This window comes from Hominibacterium faecale, assembly GCF_020734085.1.
Classification (GTDB): Bacteria; Bacillota; Clostridia; order Peptostreptococcales; family Anaerovoracaceae; genus Hominibacterium; species Hominibacterium faecale.
This window is the reverse complement of sequence record NZ_JAJAGH010000003.1, coordinates 295,482-314,070: the sequence shown is the minus strand read 5'-3', so window position 1 is coordinate 314,070 and position 18,589 is coordinate 295,482. Positions and strand designations below refer to the sequence as shown.

15 protein-coding genes are annotated in these 18,589 nt (G+C 47.2%); 1 reads left to right on the top strand and 14 read right to left on the bottom strand.

Annotated elements, in window-relative coordinates:
- Nucleotides 1-44: 44 nt before the first annotated feature.
- The 4 genes from LG211_RS04250 to LG211_RS04235 form a co-directional block, all read right to left on the bottom strand.
- Nucleotides 45-1,688, bottom strand: coding sequence for an amidohydrolase (locus tag LG211_RS04250; RefSeq protein ID WP_269477044.1), 1,644 nt, complete (start codon nt 1,686-1,688; stop codon nt 45-47).
- On the bottom strand, nt 1,685-2,959 hold the full coding sequence (locus tag LG211_RS04245; protein ID WP_269477043.1) for an MFS transporter: 1,275 nt from the start codon (nt 2,957-2,959) through the stop codon (nt 1,685-1,687). The genes LG211_RS04250 and LG211_RS04245 overlap by 4 nt, the downstream gene beginning before the upstream one ends.
- A 36-nt stretch (nt 2,960-2,995) precedes the next feature.
- Nucleotides 2,996-4,996, bottom strand: coding sequence for an oxidoreductase (locus LG211_RS04240; protein WP_148394641.1), 2,001 nt, complete (start codon nt 4,994-4,996; stop codon nt 2,996-2,998).
- A gap of 703 nt (nt 4,997-5,699) precedes the next feature.
- The gene (locus tag LG211_RS04235; protein WP_253019563.1) at nt 5,700-6,236 is read right to left on the bottom strand and encodes a PadR family transcriptional regulator; all 537 of its coding nucleotides are present in this window, start codon (nt 6,234-6,236) and stop codon (nt 5,700-5,702) included.
- Between the two features lie 138 nt (nt 6,237-6,374).
- Here LG211_RS04235 and LG211_RS04230 point away from each other — a divergent pair, with 138 nt between their 5' ends.
- Nucleotides 6,375-8,369, top strand: a complete 1,995-nt coding sequence (locus tag LG211_RS04230) for an oxidoreductase (RefSeq protein ID WP_227755025.1) — start codon at nt 6,375-6,377, stop codon at nt 8,367-8,369.
- Nucleotides 8,370-8,504: 135 nt separating this feature from the next.
- Here the strand turns inward: LG211_RS04230 and LG211_RS20100 are convergent, their stop codons facing one another.
- From LG211_RS20100 to LG211_RS04180, 10 genes are all read right to left on the bottom strand, one after another.
- Nucleotides 8,505-8,753, bottom strand: coding sequence for an IS3 family transposase (locus LG211_RS20100; RefSeq protein ID WP_148394635.1), 249 nt, complete (start codon nt 8,751-8,753; stop codon nt 8,505-8,507).
- A gap of 747 nt (nt 8,754-9,500) precedes the next feature.
- Nucleotides 9,501-10,892, bottom strand: coding sequence for an ATP-binding protein (locus LG211_RS04220; protein WP_227755024.1), 1,392 nt, complete (start codon nt 10,890-10,892; stop codon nt 9,501-9,503).
- Between the two features lie 243 nt (nt 10,893-11,135).
- Nucleotides 11,136-11,417, bottom strand: a complete 282-nt coding sequence (locus LG211_RS04215; protein WP_148395342.1) for an AAA family ATPase — start codon at nt 11,415-11,417, stop codon at nt 11,136-11,138.
- A 193-nt stretch (nt 11,418-11,610) separates the two neighbouring features.
- Nucleotides 11,611-12,804 (bottom strand): site-specific integrase, encoded by a 1,194-nt coding sequence (locus LG211_RS04210; protein WP_269477042.1) that lies wholly within the window; start codon nt 12,802-12,804, stop codon nt 11,611-11,613.
- Between the two features lie 90 nt (nt 12,805-12,894).
- Entirely contained in the window at nt 12,895-13,098 is a 204-nt protein-coding gene (locus LG211_RS04205; RefSeq protein WP_227755022.1) for an excisionase, read from the bottom strand.
- A gap of 396 nt (nt 13,099-13,494) precedes the next feature.
- On the bottom strand, nt 13,495-13,737 hold the full coding sequence (locus tag LG211_RS04200; protein ID WP_269477041.1) for a helix-turn-helix domain-containing protein: 243 nt from the start codon (nt 13,735-13,737) through the stop codon (nt 13,495-13,497).
- Nucleotides 13,730-14,281 carry an RNA polymerase sigma factor gene (locus tag LG211_RS04195; protein ID WP_269477040.1) on the bottom strand — a complete coding sequence of 184 codons (552 nt, stop codon included), beginning with the start codon at nt 14,279-14,281 and terminating at the stop codon, nt 13,730-13,732. Before LG211_RS04195 ends, LG211_RS04200 begins: the two co-directional genes overlap by 8 nt.
- A gap of 459 nt (nt 14,282-14,740) precedes the next feature.
- Nucleotides 14,741-15,109 (bottom strand): metal-dependent transcriptional regulator, encoded by a 369-nt coding sequence (locus LG211_RS04190; RefSeq protein WP_227755018.1) that lies wholly within the window; start codon nt 15,107-15,109, stop codon nt 14,741-14,743.
- 11 nt (nt 15,110-15,120) lie between these two features.
- Nucleotides 15,121-16,830: an ABC transporter ATP-binding protein gene (locus LG211_RS04185; protein WP_227755017.1), complete on the bottom strand. Its 1,710-nt coding sequence runs from the start codon at nt 16,828-16,830 to the stop codon at nt 15,121-15,123.
- Complete coding sequence (locus LG211_RS04180) at nt 16,823-18,586, bottom strand: ABC transporter ATP-binding protein (protein WP_269477039.1); 1,764 nt, start codon at nt 18,584-18,586, stop codon at nt 16,823-16,825. The genes LG211_RS04185 and LG211_RS04180 overlap by 8 nt, the downstream gene beginning before the upstream one ends.
- Between the last annotated feature and the right edge of the window lie 3 nt (nt 18,587-18,589).

Sequence of the window (18,589 nt, the reverse complement as noted above, 5' to 3'; positions counted from 1 at the left end):
ACCTCTTTTACATTGATATTGTTGTTATATCAATTATAACATAGTCATCTGATTTTATATACTGTTTTACCGGACAAACAGGTTTCCATAACTTTAATTCTTGATATCTTCATAGGCTCCACTTCAAAAGGGTCGTCGCTCAGGACTATGTAGTCAGCCAATTTTCCAGCTTCCAGGCTTCCGATCTCTTTTTCCCTGAACAATTGATACGCGCCGTTGATCGTATAGGCTTCCACCATATCTTTTACAGTCAGCCGCTCTTCTTTGCTCAAAAGATAAGCTGTATCATCCGGATCCGCGACTCCCATGTTCCAGGCGTTCCTCGTAATTCCCATCTGGATTCCCAGGAGCGGATCATTGTCCGGCGATACCGGATAATCTCCTGAAGCTGTAATAACCGCACCGTTTTCTTTCAGGCTTCTGAGCGGGTACATGTTCTCTGACCGATGCCGGCCAAGGGCAGGTACTTCGATATTTTCATAAAATCCGGGTTCTTTGTAATGCCAGAACGTTTGTACCGCGGCAATGATACCAGCGGCACCGAACTTGTGGAAATCCTTTTCATCGACAAGCTGCAAATGGGTGAGAACATGGCGCAGATCGGTATTACCTGCAGCTTTCCGGGCCTCAATAATCGCATCCAAGGTCATCTGAACTGCTGCATCTCCAATCACATGCGCATGTATTTGAAACCCGTTCTTTATGGCTTCCTCAAAGGATTCTGTCAGTTCACTGTATTTCCACACGGGAGTTCCGGTAAAGCCCTCTCTGTTACAGTACGCATGTTTCAGATATGCCGTATTGCCTTCTATAACGCCATCGATCATATATTTTGCCGTTGTCATTTTCAGTCCACTGCGGTTCATTTCCTCCCTCGCTTTGATTAGCTGGTCCATCCGTGATTTGCGCTCTTTCGGCCGGATCAAGATACTGCCGTTGATATGGATACCCAGTTTGTCCTTTGGATATTGGAGGATTTCTATGGGCAGCCCCTTGGCAAAAGGCGCCGCGGCCATGATCCCCGTGTAGCCCCATGCCAGCATTTTCTTTTGGAAATCCAATAAAGCTTCTGTTATTTCCTCCTTAGAAAACACATGCTTCGGAATATCGATGTCCCAAGTGTCGGTCAGAAGCCCGGTGGGACAGCCTGCTGCGTCTTTATGAATACGCCCCGGACCTTCATACACAAAGTCTTTTTTCAGAAGACCGATCGTTTCCATTGCTTTTGTATTGAGCAGCATCGAGTGCATATCACCGGATTGCAGGATTATCATCTTATCTTCAGCCAGGTCATCGATCCATTTTGCACAGGGAGGATTCCCCTCTTCATCCTGGATGCTCATATCAAACCCGGTTCCATAAAGGGTATCCTGCTTTGGATGTTCTTTCAGGAAGCTGCCAATGCGTTCCCTCAGTTCTTCCCTGCTCTTTAAAGAAAAAAGATCCGCTTCCAACAATTCTGTCAGAGACATGCCTGGAACGTGGACATGGGAATCGATCAACCCGGGCAGCACCGTCTTTCCCTGCAGATCGATGATTTCCACATCCTCTGTTACTGGCGCTTGCAATTCGCCTACAAGCTCGATTCTTCCGTCTGCGCGGATCAGCATATTCTTTTGCGGCTTCTTGTTCCAAGAATCTCCTTTTACCGTATATATCCTTCCATTTGTAAGCAGTTTTTTTCTCATTTTTCCGCACCAACCCTGACAGCTTCTTCCTTCCTGCTTTCTTTTTTAAGCAGCATCGTGATCAAGAAGAAGGTCACTGCACCTGCAAGGCAAAGGATTGCGCCGTAAGTAAAGGTCATGACAGACGTGCATCTTGTCGTTACCTGAGTTCCGATCAACGCAGCTCCTGCCCCTGCAAATACCAGGATGCCGTAAGTAAATCCAAAATTCCTTTCGCCAAATACCTGCATGGATGTATCGGGGATCAATGTGAGGATGGCACCCGCGCCAAGTCCCAGGATAATGATGATAATCAGGAATAAGGCGTATTTATCAACCCCAACCGCCACAAGGATCAGCGCCGCTGCTGCGCAGACAATGCACAAAAGCATAAAAGATTTGACCGGTCCAAACCACTTATCTGACATAAAACCGACAACGATGCCGCCAACACCGCAGGAAATCTGCCAGGCAGAGAAGAAAAGCGCTCCTGCGGTCGTCCCTACTCCTACCGCGTTCTGCGCCACCAGCGACAAGTTTGCGGAAAGGCCATTGCAAAATGCAGTGCCTACGACAACGCCTATAATCAGCAGCCAGAAAGAAGGTTTCCTAAGGATCTGTACGACTGTATAATCAGGCCGATCGATATATTTGGATTTTTCCTCTTCATCCAGTTTCTTTTCCATATTGGCCGGAACATAGCCTTCCGGAGCTTCTACGATCAGGAATCCGCAAATGAATACGATTGCTCCATAGATGATTCCCTGAAGCGCGATCCCGTGCATCAGATCCATGGTTCTGGTCAGCCACTCGATAAAGGGAGCCAGCAGGGCGGTGCCCAGAGAAGTGGCGCCAATAAAGAGCCCGGTGGCAAAAGCGCTTTTGTCTGGGAAAAGAGCTCCTACGTTTGCCAGCTGGGATACATAGACCACGTACATACACAGACATGCGATGCTGTCTGTGATCACAAACATGATCGCCGAGGTGGAAAAGGCGCTGAGGATCACTGCGGCGCCGAAAGCGATGCCTCCGACTTTGAGCGCGAATTTGCTTCCGTATTTTGCATTGAGTTTGCCGCCGATCAAGGACCCCGGAAGCCCCACTACCATCATAACGGTCCAGACAAGGATGACCACGCTTGGGTCCCAGCCCAGCTTTTCATTCATCGGGCCTATGTAAATCGTCAGATTGTATACATAAGCCGTTACCGATCCCACCAGCATCTGGAGAACAAGAACGATCCAGCGTCTTTTATCGATGCTGCTGACTGTCATTTGGTTACTGTGTTTCATTACAAAACCTCCTTCATACAAGAAATACATTTCCTTTTATATCTTCAATGCGATTTGATAAGCATCCTTGATTGCATCCATTAAACTGCCAGCTTTTACCGCATCTCCAACCGTATATACTTCTTTCACTTCAGATCTGTCAAAAAACGTTTCTTTCGGCAGATACCCGGTTGCCATGACCACGTGATCTGCCGGAATCTTCATGATTTTATGCTCTTGTTCGATTTCGATTTCTCCATTGAGAATTCTGCGCAGCCGGGTCGATGTAAGAACTTCGATATCATGCCGCTTCATCAGATCCCGGAGCATTGAGGAGTTTGCCATACTGAGGAATTTTCCCTGTAGAATATCCTCGGCCATTTCGATGATTCTCACACATCCTCCGTTAAGGGCCAGCTGGTAGGCCGCCTCACATCCTGACAGGCCTCCTCCAACTACCACGGTTTTCCCATCTAAGCAGCATCCTTTCAGCAGCAGCTCCTTGACTTCTATAACATGACTGCTGTCTGCCCCTTGGATTGGCACTTGCCTTGGAAAAGCTCCACAGGCATTGATCAGAACGTCCGGATTTACTTCCCGGATCAGTGCCTCATTGACACAGGTGTTTATCACGACTGGGATCTGGTTTTCCTCCATTTGATGTTTATACCAATCGATCAGCTTTTTATCAGCTTCTTTAAACGCCGGCGCTGCGGCAGCGGTAAAGGCGCCGCCCAATCGACCGCTCTTCTCATAAATCACCACCTCATGTCCCCGCTTTTTGGCAACTCTTGCCGCCTCCATGCCGCTGATACCTCCTCCTACTATCATGACGTTTCGTTTCTTTTCTGCAGGAATCAGCTCATATTCCTTTTCTCTCATGGTAGCAGGTCTTAATGCGCAGGAAACGCCTTCACCGGCGAGCAATGATCCCAAACATCCGTTATGGCATGCGATGCATGGTCTGATATTTTCAAAGTCTTCCTTTCGTATTTTCTCCACGTATTCCGGTTCGGCAAGAAATTGTCTTGCGATTCCAACCGCATCGATCTTATCGTTTTCAATCGCCTTTGCCGACAGATCCGGATCCTCCATTCTGCCTGCGCATATGACTGGTATCCGGACAAAGTTTTTTATGTATTCTGCCTCGGGCAGATTGCATGCTTTGTGCATATATACCGGTGGGTGCGCCCAGTACCAGGAATCGTAGGATCCGTTATCCGCATCGAGCGCATCCGCACCTGCTTTTTCCAAAAGCCTTGCTACTGCCGGACTTTCTTCCAGGTTCCTGCCGAACTCCACGTAATCCTCGCCAGGAAGTGCTCCCGAATTAAAGCCTTTCATTTTGCTTACTGCGCCATACCTTACCATGATCGGGAAATCCGCTCCGCATTCCCTCTTGATGCCTTTTATAATCTCCGTTGCAAACCGCAGTCTGTTTTCAAGGCTTCCGCCATATTCATCCTTTCGATGATTGGTATTTGCAATGGCAAATTGATCGAGTAAGTATCCTTCGTGAACCGCATGTATTTCTACACCGTCGATTCCGGCGGACTTTGCCAAGGCAGCAGTCTCGATCATAGCAGCGATGATCTTTTCGATCTCTTCTTTGTTCATTTCTCTGTGGATGCGCTGTCTATTCCAAACATTAGGAAGCTGCGAGGGTGCAAATTGCACTTTATTAACATCTGCTCCTGCAAATTTCTGGCCCACTTCCAGGTTGGCAACCCTGCCAAGCCCCGCTCCAATCTGCATAAAAAATTTTGCTCCGGCATCATGTATTTGCTCCATCAGAGTTTTTATGGGTCCCTCAAATACGTCAACAGCATCATTCACCCAGTAATCACGTCCAAACATGTCATATACCACAGAGCAGCCTGAAATGATCAGGCCGACCCCGCCTCTTGCCCGTTCTATGTAATATTCGGTGACACTGCTGTTGAACTTTCCTTTGTTGATGAGTGCGGTCCCCGTCATTGCGGTCATGACTATTCTATTTTTAAGCTGAAGCTTTCCGATTTTAAAAGGAGTAAAAAGTATTTTATGTTCTCGTTTCATTGGTATCCCTCTCTGTTGTTTGATTTTTCTAAATATTATTATATCTATTTTAATTGATATGTCAACTATTAATTTGTTAACTTTTTTTGGATTGCTCTATTTATTTGATTATCTTAAATAGTGAGTATACTCGAACCGGTGCAGGAATTAAGTTTATTCCGAAAAACATATGCCGTCTTTAATTCGCAAAAGCATGTGCTGCCGGACGCACACCAATAGGGCTGCTGCATGAAGCAAATCGCTTTTCATGCAGCAGCCCTATTTCTTAGATCACACGAATTTTAGTCAATATGAAAACAGGATATTTTTTTGATCAATTGGGACAGCACTGTTGCATCATAATCACCTACCCCTTGATCAGCCAGTACTTTTAAGTTCTTTGGTGCAAACAGCCGCCATCTCTTTTGAAGCACAAAATCATTCTGTCTTTTGATAGAGTTTTCCGCAGTGATAGACTTCCAGAGCAGCCAGCAGCTTATCCGGTACAAGAGAGTATAACCAGCGGCTTACGTTCTTCACTGTTTTTCCATTTTACCAAATCTGAAAACGCATTACGTTGCACATTTTTCCTAGAATTTATCCGCCAAAAAACACATTTTTTCAAACCCTATATTATAACGCTGTCCACTACGGTGCGAAACAATTAGCTCAACAATTAAGTTGTTTCCCCAATTGTTGAGTCAAACGATACATTGCCCTACAACTACACAAGCAGATACCCCTGGACTTTTTCCAGCCATGCGATATAAGTCTCTTCCCGCATGACCGCACCTTCCAATAGGATATAATCTCCAAAGCGGTCCGTCCCCGCTTTGGGAACCTTTACATATTCGCTTAATCGCTGCGAAAGAAATTCCAGCTTCAGGCGGCGCTGCCGGAGCTGGCTTTCTACCAGCTGGCACAGGTCCTGCGTATCCATTTGGTCACCAAAGTAGGCCCGCAGCCGAAACTTGTCCTTGGGCGTAGGTTCTAATAGTTCGTCTTTTATGAGCCAGGTGTGCAGTTCTTTGCGGCCGCGCTCGCTGATGGAATACATTTTCTTTTCCAGCACGTCTCCGGCCACCACCACATGAAAGGTAACCAGGCCTTCTTCTGTCAGGCGTTTCAACTCCGGATAAATCTGGCTGTGCTTTGCATTCCAAAAATTCGCCAACTCGGCATTGAAAATTTTCGCTATATCGTATCCGGTCATATCTTCACGGCTCAGCAGGCCTAAAATCGCATATTTTAATGTACGCATCCAATCTCCTCCTAGAACTTGTTCTATTTTAACATAAGGGCTTCACCGCCTGCAATCTTTTTTGTCAAAGCAAACATGTAAATATTGACACGTTCAAAGTTATATGTTATTCTGCAACCAGAAAGAGAGGATTCTAAAATGAGCAGATATCGAACGCTTTTTACACCTGTAAAAATAGGAAAGTTAGAAATCAAAAATCGTTTTGCCATGGCTCCCATGGGGCCCCTGGGCCTTGCCGATGCCGAAGGCGGCTTTAACCAACGGGGGATTGACTACTACACAGAGCGGGCCAAAGGTGGCACCGGGTTGATCATTACCGGCGTCAGCTTTGTTGACAATGTGGTAGAGGAACACGGTATGCCCAATGTCCCATGCTCGACCCATAACCCAGTCCACTTCACCAGGACCTCTCGGGAAATGACCGAGCGCATCCACGCTTACGGGGCAAACGTTTTTTTGCAGATGTCCGGTGGTTTTGGACGCGTGACGATTCCCACAAACCTTGGCGATTTTCCGCCGGTAGCACCTTCGCCGATCCAACACCGTTGGCTGGATCGTACTTGCCGTGAGCTGACGGCAGAAGAAATCAAAACCATAGTAGAACAGTTTGGAAAAGGCGCTTACAATGCCAAGCGTGCAGGCTTTGACGGCGTGCAGATCCATGCAGTCCATGAAGGATATCTCATCGACCAGTTTGCCATCGCCTTGTTTAACCAAAGAACCGATCAGTACGGCGGCAGCCTGGAAAACCGGCTCCGCTTTGCGAAGGAGATCGTCGAAGAAATCAAGAGAACCTGCGGCGAAAATTTCCCTGTGACTTTGCGCTATTCACCCAAGAGCTTTATTAAAGATTTGCGGGAAGGAGCCCTGCCGGGAGAGGAATTTGAGGAAAAAGGCCGGGACCTGGAAGAAGGCGTGGCAGCGGCAAAACTGCTGGTAGATTACGGTTACGATGCGCTTGATACAGATGTAGGTTCCTATGATTCCTGGTGGTGGAGCCATCCCCCTATGTACCAGGAAAAGGGGCTCTACCGGCCTTATGCTAAATTGATGAAAGAGACGGTAGCGGTGCCGATCATCTGCGCCGGCAGGATGGATGACCCGGAAATGGCTCTGGCCGCTGTCACTGAAGGCACTTGTGATCTGGTCAGCTTGGGAAGGCCGCTGCTTGCCGACCCGGAATACGTCAATAAGCTTCGTGCTGGAAAGGTGGATGAAATACGACCCTGCATTTCCTGTCAAGAAGGCTGCATGGGCAGGATCCAGGAGTACTCGGCCCTTAATTGTGCGGTGAATCCGCAAGCTTGCCGCGAGCGTTACGCTGCGTATAATCCGATCACGAAGAAGAAAAAAGTTGTGATCATCGGCGGCGGCGTTGCTGGCTGCGAGGCAGCCCGCGTCTTGGCTATTCGGGGCCATGAGCCAGTACTATACGAAGCGGCCGGGCGGCTGGGCGGTAACCTTCTTCCCGGCGGAGCACCGGATTTCAAGGAGGATGACCTTGCCTTGGCCGATTGGTTCGCCAAGCAAATGGAGCTTCATAATGTTACGGTACATTTAAACACCAAGGCAACTTCTGAGGTAATAGCCGCTGAAAAGGCCGAGGCTGTGATTCTGGCCACCGGGTCGACTCCGAAGCGGTTTCGCCTTGGCGATGAGGAGAACGTTTATACAGCATCAGAAGTGCTGATGAAAGAAAAAGCTTGCGGGGATACAGTGGTGATCATCGGCGGCGGCCTTGTTGGATGCGAAACGGCTCTTTGGCTTGCCAAGGAAGGAAAAAAAGTGACCATCGTAGAAACGCTGGATAAAGTACTGGCGGTCAATGGGCCCCTCTGCCATGCAAACAGTGAAATGCTGGAGCGGTTAATCCCGTTCCATGGCATTGAAGTGCTCACAGGCGCTGCAGCAAAGTCCTATGAGGCGGGAAAGCTTACCGTGGAAACCGCCCAGGGCAGCAAGGTTCTCCCTTGCGATAGTGTCATCCTTGCCGTTGGCTATGAATCCAACAGGCAGCTCTATGAAGAGATCCAGTATGATTATGCGGACCTGCATCTGTTAGGGGATGCGCGCAACGTTTCCAATATTATGTATGCCATATGGGATGCCTTTGAAGTGGCTAATAACTTGTAGAATATAATCTTAATTGCTACATAGGATAAAAAAAGGAGGGGCTGTCGCATTCGTTTGAAGCGCCCCCCTGTCAAGTAGACAGATGGAAAAAAAAGTTTTCTATCTCCAGCCGTAGTTGTTCGGCTGGAGATATTTTTATGCAGCTATTGTTTGCAGGTAGTGCCTGTATTCTAAAGGCGTCATGCAGTTGAGTCGTTTTTGATATCGTGAGCCATTATAGTAATCTATGTACTCGGTTACTGCCTGTTTTAGTTCTTCATAGGTATGAAACGTTTTTAAGTAATACATTTCAGATTTTAGCATCCCCCAGAAGCCTTCCATTGGACCATTATCAATGCAGCAAGACACTCTGGACATACTCTGGGTTATACCGGCATTATCCAACTTTTTCTTAAATGATTTTGAGGTATACTGGTATCCACGATCACTGTGAAAAATCAGTTTCCCGGTTCAGCTTTCTTGTCATTTGACGATAACCTAAAATCCCACTTTTTTCCTCATAAGCTTCTTTTATCAGTGGCAGAAGCTGCCCGTTAAAGACCAAAGTTTTTGTTCTGGTAATAGTTCTTTTACTTTTTCAGACATAAAATATGCTCCCTCCTAAGTGACAAGTTTTTGTTATTTCACTTGTCTACCTAGAAGGGAGCATAGCAGAAACATTCGGAGAGGCGTTGCTCCGCCATTCTGGTTCCGAAGGAGTGGGCCCTTCTGACCCGGATTCATAAAAGGTGAAACGTAAAATGATCGCTTGAGCTTGTTTTGCTCTAAGTTCGCGATGATTTTTCATCGTGGGAAAAGCTGCCAGACACAGATCACGATGTGTTATACGTTATTGTCCATTGAGTGCAGCATAGCCTCAAAGTGGAATATCGTGAAATTTTTTCGTCGTGGCAAACAAATTATAAGATGCGAGCCGCGTCGAGCATCTTTCACTATTCTATACCTTGCGGCAACGCCGCATTCAATGGTTAGAATAGTATAACTTGCGAGCCGCGTCGAGCATCTTTCACTATTCTATACCTTGCGGCAACGCCGCATTCCGATGGTTAGAATAGTATAACTTGCGAGCCGCGTCGAGCATCTTTCACTATTTTATACCTTGCGACAACGCCGTATTCAATGGTAAAAATACTATAAATACATATCCTCTAAAGATATCAGCTTAACCTCTCCTGCATCCGCTTTTTCAATCAATGCATCGGTAAATCCACCTTTGGAGAACATATAGAAATGATATTTATTTCCAAGTCCGAATACTTCTGCATAATCCTGAAGCAGCTGCAATTCATCTATGTTAATTTTTTCATTTTTATATTTACACGAACCGATGATATATTCTTTTCCTTCTGCTACCGTGCCAACAATATCGATCTGTATTTCTTTACGATTTTTCTTATCTGTTCCCCACCACTGTCCGATTTCTTTTATAACATAATCGGGGTTGTTTTCATAATATAACAGATATTCTTTGCACATTTTCTCGAAAACTAAACCCATATAATCAGGATAGTTTTTCCTTATTGCCGCATCGTAAATTAGTTTGATTCTACCTGCGTTTACAGACGACAGGTTTTTAGAAACAAACCTGTACCAAAATCTGAAGAAATTATCTTCAATAACATAAATCGTTTTCTTTCCAGGTTTTTCTGTAATCGGTGTTTCTTTTCTCACGATCTCAAGATCCAATAAAACTTTCAAATACTTGCTGCATGCACCTGTAGCAAGGCCAACTTTCGTCGCAATTTCATTTACTCTGGAAGCACCTCCTGCGATTGCGCTTATAATAGAATTATAGACAGCAGGCTCTCTAAGTTCCTGTTTCAGCAGGTTTTCAGGTTCTTCAAAAAGATAAGCCGATGAATCAAAAATATTCTCTATGATCGCTTCATCCACATCGTTTACCACATCCAGTTTATTGATGTAGTGGGGTATTCCTCCAGTTATCCCATACACTAAGGCCTGGTCACCCGCATCCAATTCCGGATTAAATACGGTAATTTCTCTGTAATTCATTGCCTGGATTTTATATTGTGCCGTCCTTCTCCCATACAAAGGGCTTTCATATCCAAGAACTTGATTTTCCATGAAGCTCATAGATGAACCGCATAAAATCAAATAAAGATTGCTGTCCTGCCATACATGATCGATAATATGCTGCAATCTGGAAGATACAGATCCGTCAGCCTCGGCAAGGTAAGGATATTCATCTATTACAAAGACAACCTGCTCTTTCTTTACAATATTTGTAATCTCATCAAAGGCATCCGCAAAGCTTGCATAAATTGGCGCTTGTGGGCTTTCAGGCTCTTTGTACATATAGATTGCCTTTGACAGCTCCTCCAAGTTATCCTGCGCAGTTCCTCTAATCGCCGAGAAATATATATCTTTTTTATCTTTGCAAAATTCTCTAATCAGTGAAGTTTTTCCCACACGACGTCTGCCATAGATAATAACACACTCAAATCTATTTTTATTATATCGTTTATTCATGCTCTCTAGTTCTTCGCTTCTTCCAAAAAACATAATGTCCCCTCCTATCTTTAAAGCTAACTCTTAATCTACTAACTTATAAGTTAGTTTCATCACATTATATTTCTTTTATGCGAAATATGCAATCTGTCAACAATAAAAAGATCATTTTTTTAAATTATGGATATTTGTATTGTCAAAGGATTTCAGCACAAAGCAAAAGAACCCGCTTAGATTTCAACGAGTTCGTAGTTTAACGATTTTTGATCTCTGGGCAGAAGTTGGATGGAACAAAAGTCAGTAAAAATACATAATGGAGGAGTATTTTTCTCTATATGTTTTCAGGCTCTTTGCTTTCAGTTCAACATATCGTTCCTTTCCCATTGCCATTAGAAACTCTTTGAAGGATAATGGATAGAGCTTCAGGAACTCTACTTTTCCAACAGGAAAAGATGTTCCGCCATGTAATGCGATGCCAAGCAATAAACCTGCACAGATGACATGATATTCTGGTGAGTCTTCGAAAAAATATTTCAGGCTTGATAATGCCTTCGGGACTTCTTGCACCTCATCAAATATTACATTTTTTTATAACAAAAGTTATAGCGAATTTCTGATTATCTTTGCATTAGGTGGCAAATGTCGGTTTAGCCTGATATTTCAGGCTTTTCCGGCATTTTCGTTTACGGAAGATACTCGGCACAACTCGGCATTTCCAAGCCTCACTCGGCAATCAAAAGTAGTAAAAGTGTAGTAAAAACTGCCCTTACTACTATGCCGCCAGCCTATCCATTTCAGCCTTCGCAGAAGCGTAGGTCGCATGTGCGTAATAGTTCAGCGTCATGGTGATATTGGAATGGCCCATAATGTACTGTAATGCTTTCGGGTTCATTCCCGCATTGGCTAAACGAGTACAGAAAGTATGCCGCATGGTGTGGGGAGTGATGTTCGGGAGAGCTTCATTCTCCTTGTGGTTCTTGTTGTACTTTTTTACAAGCCCCCTGAACATGCTTTCATAGTTGGACGCCGTTTTGGGATAACCGTTCTGATTGAGAAACAGGAAATTCTTGTAACCGTCAATATTGACCGCTGCTGCCTTTCCCCGGTTCTTCACAGCCCGTTTCAACGCCTCATAGACCTTATCGCTCATGGGGATTTGCCGGATACCATTTTTGGTTTTCGGCGCGTCCACATAGTAGCCGGTCTCACTGTCTCTTAAAAGCTGATGATCCACATTGATCTGCTGGTTGGCAAAATCAAGATTAACCGTCAGGCCACAGAGTTCGGAAACACGGAGGCCGGTTCCCAGAAGAATAATGATCTCGTCGCAATACTTCCGATAGACCGGATCACCGGCTGCAAAAGCAAGAAGGCTGTCCTCCTGCTCCTGAGTCAAAGCGATTTTTTCTTCCGTGTCATCCTCCAGGACCATATCCAGGGCAAAGTTAAACGGGTTCTTGCGGATACAGTCATCCTCAATCGCCGTGTAGAAGGCCGCCTTCAATGACCGTTTCCAGTTGTTGATGGTCTTATAGGCATAGCCTTTTTCGTCCATCCTGATCGCCCATTCTTTGGCGTCCGACTGCTTCACGGTATCAATGCTTTTGGCTCCCAGCGGATCAGCTTTCAGCACCGCCATCAGATACTCACGGCCCTTCTCGGTACTCCGCTTGACATTCTTGCGGTGGCTGTTCTGCTTTGCATAGAGCTGGCAGACTGTCATTTTCTTCCCGATGGTGTCAATGCCATCGTCAAGGTCCCGTTGGATTTCCTTCACCTTTTCCCGGAGCGGGAGGTCATCCCGCTTTCCGGCCGGAGTCTTGTCGGTGGCGACCAGCCTCCAGGAGTACACGAATTGAGGTTTCCCGTATGCGTCCGTATATTTGTAAGCGTATCTTCCGTCTTTTCTCTGGCTCTCTCCAGTCCTTAAAATTCGACCTTTGCTATCGCGTCTTTTCTCTGACATGATGGTAAGCTCCTTTCCATTCCTGGAATGAGCCTTGATACGCTATACATAAATTATACCGCGCTTTCGGCTCATTGTCAGCCGTTATTCTCAAATGACCTCCATAGAATCGATCACTTTCTCAAACTGCTTGCGTTTGATCTGAAGCCTGTTGCCATTCATAATCAGCCAGCCCGCGTCAGGGTTATCTTCAGCTAACTTGCGAAGTTTCTTTTCCCCGATACGAAAGTATTTAGACGCCTCCTCGATGGTAAGCGTGTATTTTTCCCAGATAGGAATGTCGTTCGTGTTCATAAAATACAACACCTCCTGTTATAATGTAACGTCCCCCTTTCAAGAGGACGGTGTTGATTATTAAAGAGGCAAATACGGACGGCTGCTGGCGCAGCTCCACGGGAATCTCACCCCGGCCCATGCTGATGGGTGCGGCGCGCAATGCTTTGTGGGCGTTCAACGCGCGAGTATCTTTGACCTGCCCTATACGTCCGCAGGCTGCCACGCCCGCTTTGCGGCCTGGTGTGGATCGCTCGCTCCCAGGAGGGAGGTTCATGGCGCACCGGCCGTATGGCTCGATACAGGACAGAATGTATCCGTCTGCCTTATGCTGCGCGGCGGCCTCCCGCCGGGCTTTCTTTGTCAAGGTGCGGGGCGTTGTGCGGAAAGGGGAACGCACAATGCCCCATTCCCGGATCAGTTCAGGTCAAAATCCAGGATGGCGATAATCAGCTTCGTTTCCAGCCTGCGGCGCAGTTCTTCATCCACATAGGAATGAGGGCAGCCGTGAACGTCATAGCTTGTCCTCGTGGAAAGCGCGGCTATGTAACCGGAATAGTGGAGGACTATCGCATTTACCGCATCCGGCTCTCCCCGGACAGCGGCGGCGATAACAGGGTAAGGAAGCAGGGCCGCCCGTGTGCTTGCAGATTTAAGCATCCACATCACCTCCCATCAGCTCCTTCAGCAGCCGATAGGCTTTCTGCCTGCGGGCGTTGACCGTCCGGCGTGCCATGTGCATACGCTCGGCGATCTCGCGGTCTGCCATATCCAGGAAGAAGTACATCAGGAGGATGTCCCGTCCATCCTGGGGCAGCGCGTTCAGCGCCTCGGCCAGCCGGTCGTTTTCGATCAGGATCACATCTCCCCCGATGGGGAAAGATGTGTATTCCCAGGGATACCGGTCATAGGATGCAAGCTGCTCCATCGTTCCCTCCGGCAGCTCGCCGAAAGCGACTTCGCGCGATTTCCTGCGGCTGATCTCCCGATAGCCGTTGTAGGCCTCGCACTTCAACACTTTCTTGCAGAAGCTGTCAAAGGTATGCTGCTTGTATTCATAGTGGCGGTCAGGTGTCATTGTCTCACCTCCCTTCTTGCCGGGAGGCAGGTCATTTCTTCCCCTTTCGCCCACTACTCGTCTGCTGGATGCCTCTTTTGGCTGGTTCTCCTGGAAAAGTTTCAAGAAAATTTCTTTACCGCTCATGGTATGTGCTCCTTTCGTTTGGGTTGATAGGACCGGATCGAAACGAAGGGGCGGGGAGCGGCACCGGGGCAACAGAAAAGCGCCCGGACAGCATGAAGCTATTCGAGCGCAAAAAGCACGATATTCAGTTAAAAAGCGACGATTTTCGCAACCGCTGCCAGACTTCCCCCATTCTGCGGTCAGGCTTTTTTTGACGGTAGTAAAAATCCCGTCAGAATTTGTCGGCAGTTAGGTTGTGTCATGGCGGCTCCCTCCTGTAAGCCGCCGTATCTGTCAGCGTCAGCGCGTCATCCCCTTTAAGGGCAAAAGGAACGGCGGCCTTGAAATGTTCTTCAAAACCGCCGGTTAGGATGGTATTTCTAAAATGGGCGCACAAAATCATCTGCCCCAAACCAACGGTTTTTTTCTTTCCCCGTCCGGGGGCAGATCATTCATTATGTAGTACAGAGCCGATGTGCGCTAATCGGTTTTCTGTATTTTTTCCTTCAATTTCTGAAAGGAAATATCACTAATGGCGTGTTCCATCCGGCAAGCCTCTTGTTCCGCTGTTTCCAGATCAACGCCGGCGGCCACAAGCTGCTCCGTAAAAAACAAGTGGCGTTCATAGATTTTCTCTGCCACTTCCCGGCCTATGTCGGTCAGATGGAGAAATCCATCCCCATCCATCGTGAGAAAGCCTCCCTCTCGCAGAACCCCCACCGCATGGCTGATACTGGGCTTGCTGAATCCCATGTGCCGGGCAAGATCAACGGAGCGAACCATGCCCTGCTTCTTTTGGAGAATCAGCACAGCCTCCAGATAATCCTCCCCGGACGCATGAATCTTCATCTGAACCTCCTTTATGCAGATAATTTCTGCTCAGCGTTCCACATAGCTGCATACTTTCCGCCTTTAGCCAGCAATTCATCGTGAGTACCGGCTTCAGCAATCTTCCCGTTAGATACCACAAGGATTTGATCTGCATTTTTGACGATGGAAAGGGTATGAGCAATCATTACCACAGTCTTTTTCTCTTTCAGCAGATTAGCGATGGCCTGCTTTACTGCCAGCTCGTTCTCGATGTCAAGGGACGCTGTTGCTTCATCCAAAAGCAGGATCGGGCTGTTTTTCAGGATAGCGCGGGCGATGGAAATTCGCTGACGCTCACCGCCAGAGAGAAGGTTTCCGTTCTCGCCGGTCGGCGTATCATATCCCTTTTCCATCTTGCGAATGAAGCCGTCACAATTAGCCTCCCGGCAAGCAGCCTCGATTTCCTCGTCCGTGGCATTGGGGCGGGCGTGCCGGATATTGTCCCGGATGGTATCATCAAAGAGAAATACATCCTGGTCTACCATAGAGATTTGTTCCAGTACACGCTCTGCGGCCACATGGTTAATCGGTTTGCCGCCGATTGAAATGGTTCCTCCATTCGCCTCATAGTATTTTGCAATCAGGTTCAGAATGGTGGATTTGCCGGAACCGGAGTCCCCGACAATGGCAGTGAGCTTCTGGTCTGGCACCGTAAAGGTGGCGTGTTTCAGCACCGGCTCTCCGGGTACATACGAGAAGTCCACACTGTCGAAGGTGATTTCATGGGTGGCCGTTTGAAGCAGCTCCATACTGCCAGTTTCCTCTGGTTCGTTCATCACACCCAGGATTTTGTTTTTGGAAATCATCAGGCTCTTATAGCTTGTCAGGTCTACAAAAATAGAGTTTGCCAGCTTTGCACAGAACAACGGCAGCATACAGATCAGAAGATAAGATACTGTATCCAGTGTTCCGGCCGCCCAGGGCGCATAAGCTGTCCAGATAACAAGCGGGCAGGACAGCCAGCTTAAAATGCCAAATCCAGCGCCGATAGGAAGGACTTTCGCTTCGTACACAAAGCTGATCCGACAGAACTCCCGCATGGCGTTGATAACGGTTTTATTCTTCAATCCACCTACACCATAGGCCCGGAAAGTTTGAATACCAGACATATACTCCACAATGCTGCTGACATTCTCCGCACAAATATCATTCTTTTCTTTACCATACTTCCGAACCATACGGAAGGAAAGCCACAGTCCGGGGATCAAAAGTAGGTCGGCAATCAGCAGAATAATTCCGGCAGGTACATAAATGGTCATCACAAAAATAATCAGCATGAGCGAAAGCGCAAAACTCTTTGCCAGATCACCGATCTTATGGGTCAGGATTTTTTCGTAGTTGTTTACATCGCTTGTGATGGTATTGATATAATCGCCGGTCTGCCCCAGAGTAAACCGGGACAGCGGGATACGCTTCAAATGGTCGCCCATAAAAAGCCTGATGTTTTTGCTGACCTCTGCGCCGCCAATCTGCGCTTTGGTATAACCATAACTGTAAATCAAAATACGAAGCAGGAAAATGGCCGCAATTATACCAGTCAATATCAATGCCCGGTTCATGTCAAACTGCCCTGACCACAGAAATTGCATGACAGAGTAAAGAAGCATGAACAAGCTGCCGGAGAGAAGCCCTTCCAGAACAGTCCCGCCAACGCCAATATAAAAATTACGGTTCTTTTTCAATACATCATGCTCACTCATGCTGCTCGCCTCCCTCCAACTGATAAGTAATATTCCGGGCTGTTTCGTAGTCCTCCCACGCCTTCCGATAGTAAGCATTGTTCTTTCGGACTTCCTCATGGGTTCCGACACAGGTAATTGTGTGATTTTCAACCACTGCTACACGCTCACACATCTTCAACGCGCTCAAACGATGGGCTACCACAATGACCGTCTTTCCCTTGCAGAGATTTTGAATGGCTTTGTCAATCTCCATCTGATTTTCCGGGTCAGAGGCGCTTGTGGCCTCGTCTAAGATCAAAATGGGGGCGTTCTTCAGGATAGCGCGGGCAATGGCAATCCGCTGTTTTTCACCGCCGGAGAAGCGGGAGCCGAAGCTGCCTACCTTCGTGTCATATCCATCCGGCAAAGACATGATGAAATCATCAATCTGCGCCTCTTTTGCGGCGGCCCGCACTTCTTCCAGAGTGGCGTTGCTGCCCATGCGGATATTTTCTAAAACGCTGTCACGGGTCAGGAAGGTCTTTTGAAACACAATAGCAACATTTTTCAAAATGGTATCGTAGTCCAGTTCTTTTACATTTTTCCCACCGATCAGCACCTCGCCCTCCTGCACATCATAGAACCGGGAGATCAGTTCAATCACGGTGCTTTTACCGGCACCAGACTGTCCCACAAGGGCCATGCGTTCACCATCTTTAATTTTAAGATTGACGCCTTGCAGCACATCGGTCTTGCCATCATAGGAAAACCGAACATTCCGAAGTTCAATATCGTGATTTTGGGGAAAGTCCGTTCCACCCTCATAAATAGGAATATCCAGGATTTCTTTGGCCTTAGTAACAGCGTTCAGCACATTGGCAAAATTAGTCCCCAGTTCCTGCAGGGGGCGGATTTCCGTCAGATACATGGAACCTACATAGACGAACAGCAAAAATGCGCTGGCCGCCAGCGAGCCTTTCAGGAAAAACATTCCGCCGATTGGAACCATCAGCAACATCCCACATTCGATGATAACTACGAAAGCCGCATAAGGTGGCCCCATACGCCGAGAAGTTTCATTCCACATGGCGTTTTCTTCCTGGATAGCGTCTGAAAACTTTTGAAACGATTTGCTTCCCATATTATAGGCTTTACTCAATTTCATACCACTGATGTACTCAATCATAACCGAGTTCAGTGTGGTAATGGAGCGATTGGCTCGTTCCATCAGGTCATCCGTGTTGCGGAACATCATTCCCATTACAACAACAGCAAGGATCAGCGGAACCAGGGAAATCAATGCCAGAGGAATATTGACGGTCATCAGATAAATAAAGATGACCACCGGCCCAACCAGATAGCACACAAGGTCAGGAAGGTTATGAGCCAGGAACAGCTCCAGCTTTTCAATATCTTCATTCAGAACCGTTTTTATATCTCCGATGCGCCGTTCATTCAAGGCCCCCAAAGGCGCTCTGGCCATGTGTTCTGCAACCATGCAGCGCACTTTGAAAAGAGCGCCATAGGCCCCTTTGTGGGCTGCTACACCAGAACAGCCAAACAGGGCAAACCGCAAGGTTACCGCCACTGCAATCATTGCTACGGTCTGCACAACCAATTCCTGCGTGCAGGTATGATTGAATGTGGCGTCCATCAACCGGTAAATTCCAATGTAAGGAACGATAATGCAAAGGCCGCTGACCGCCGATAGAAAAATCGCCAGGAACAGCCAGATTTTTTGCTCACCGGCCCAGTGGAGTAGCAAAACTACTCTGTTTTCTTTTTTCTGTTTCATAGA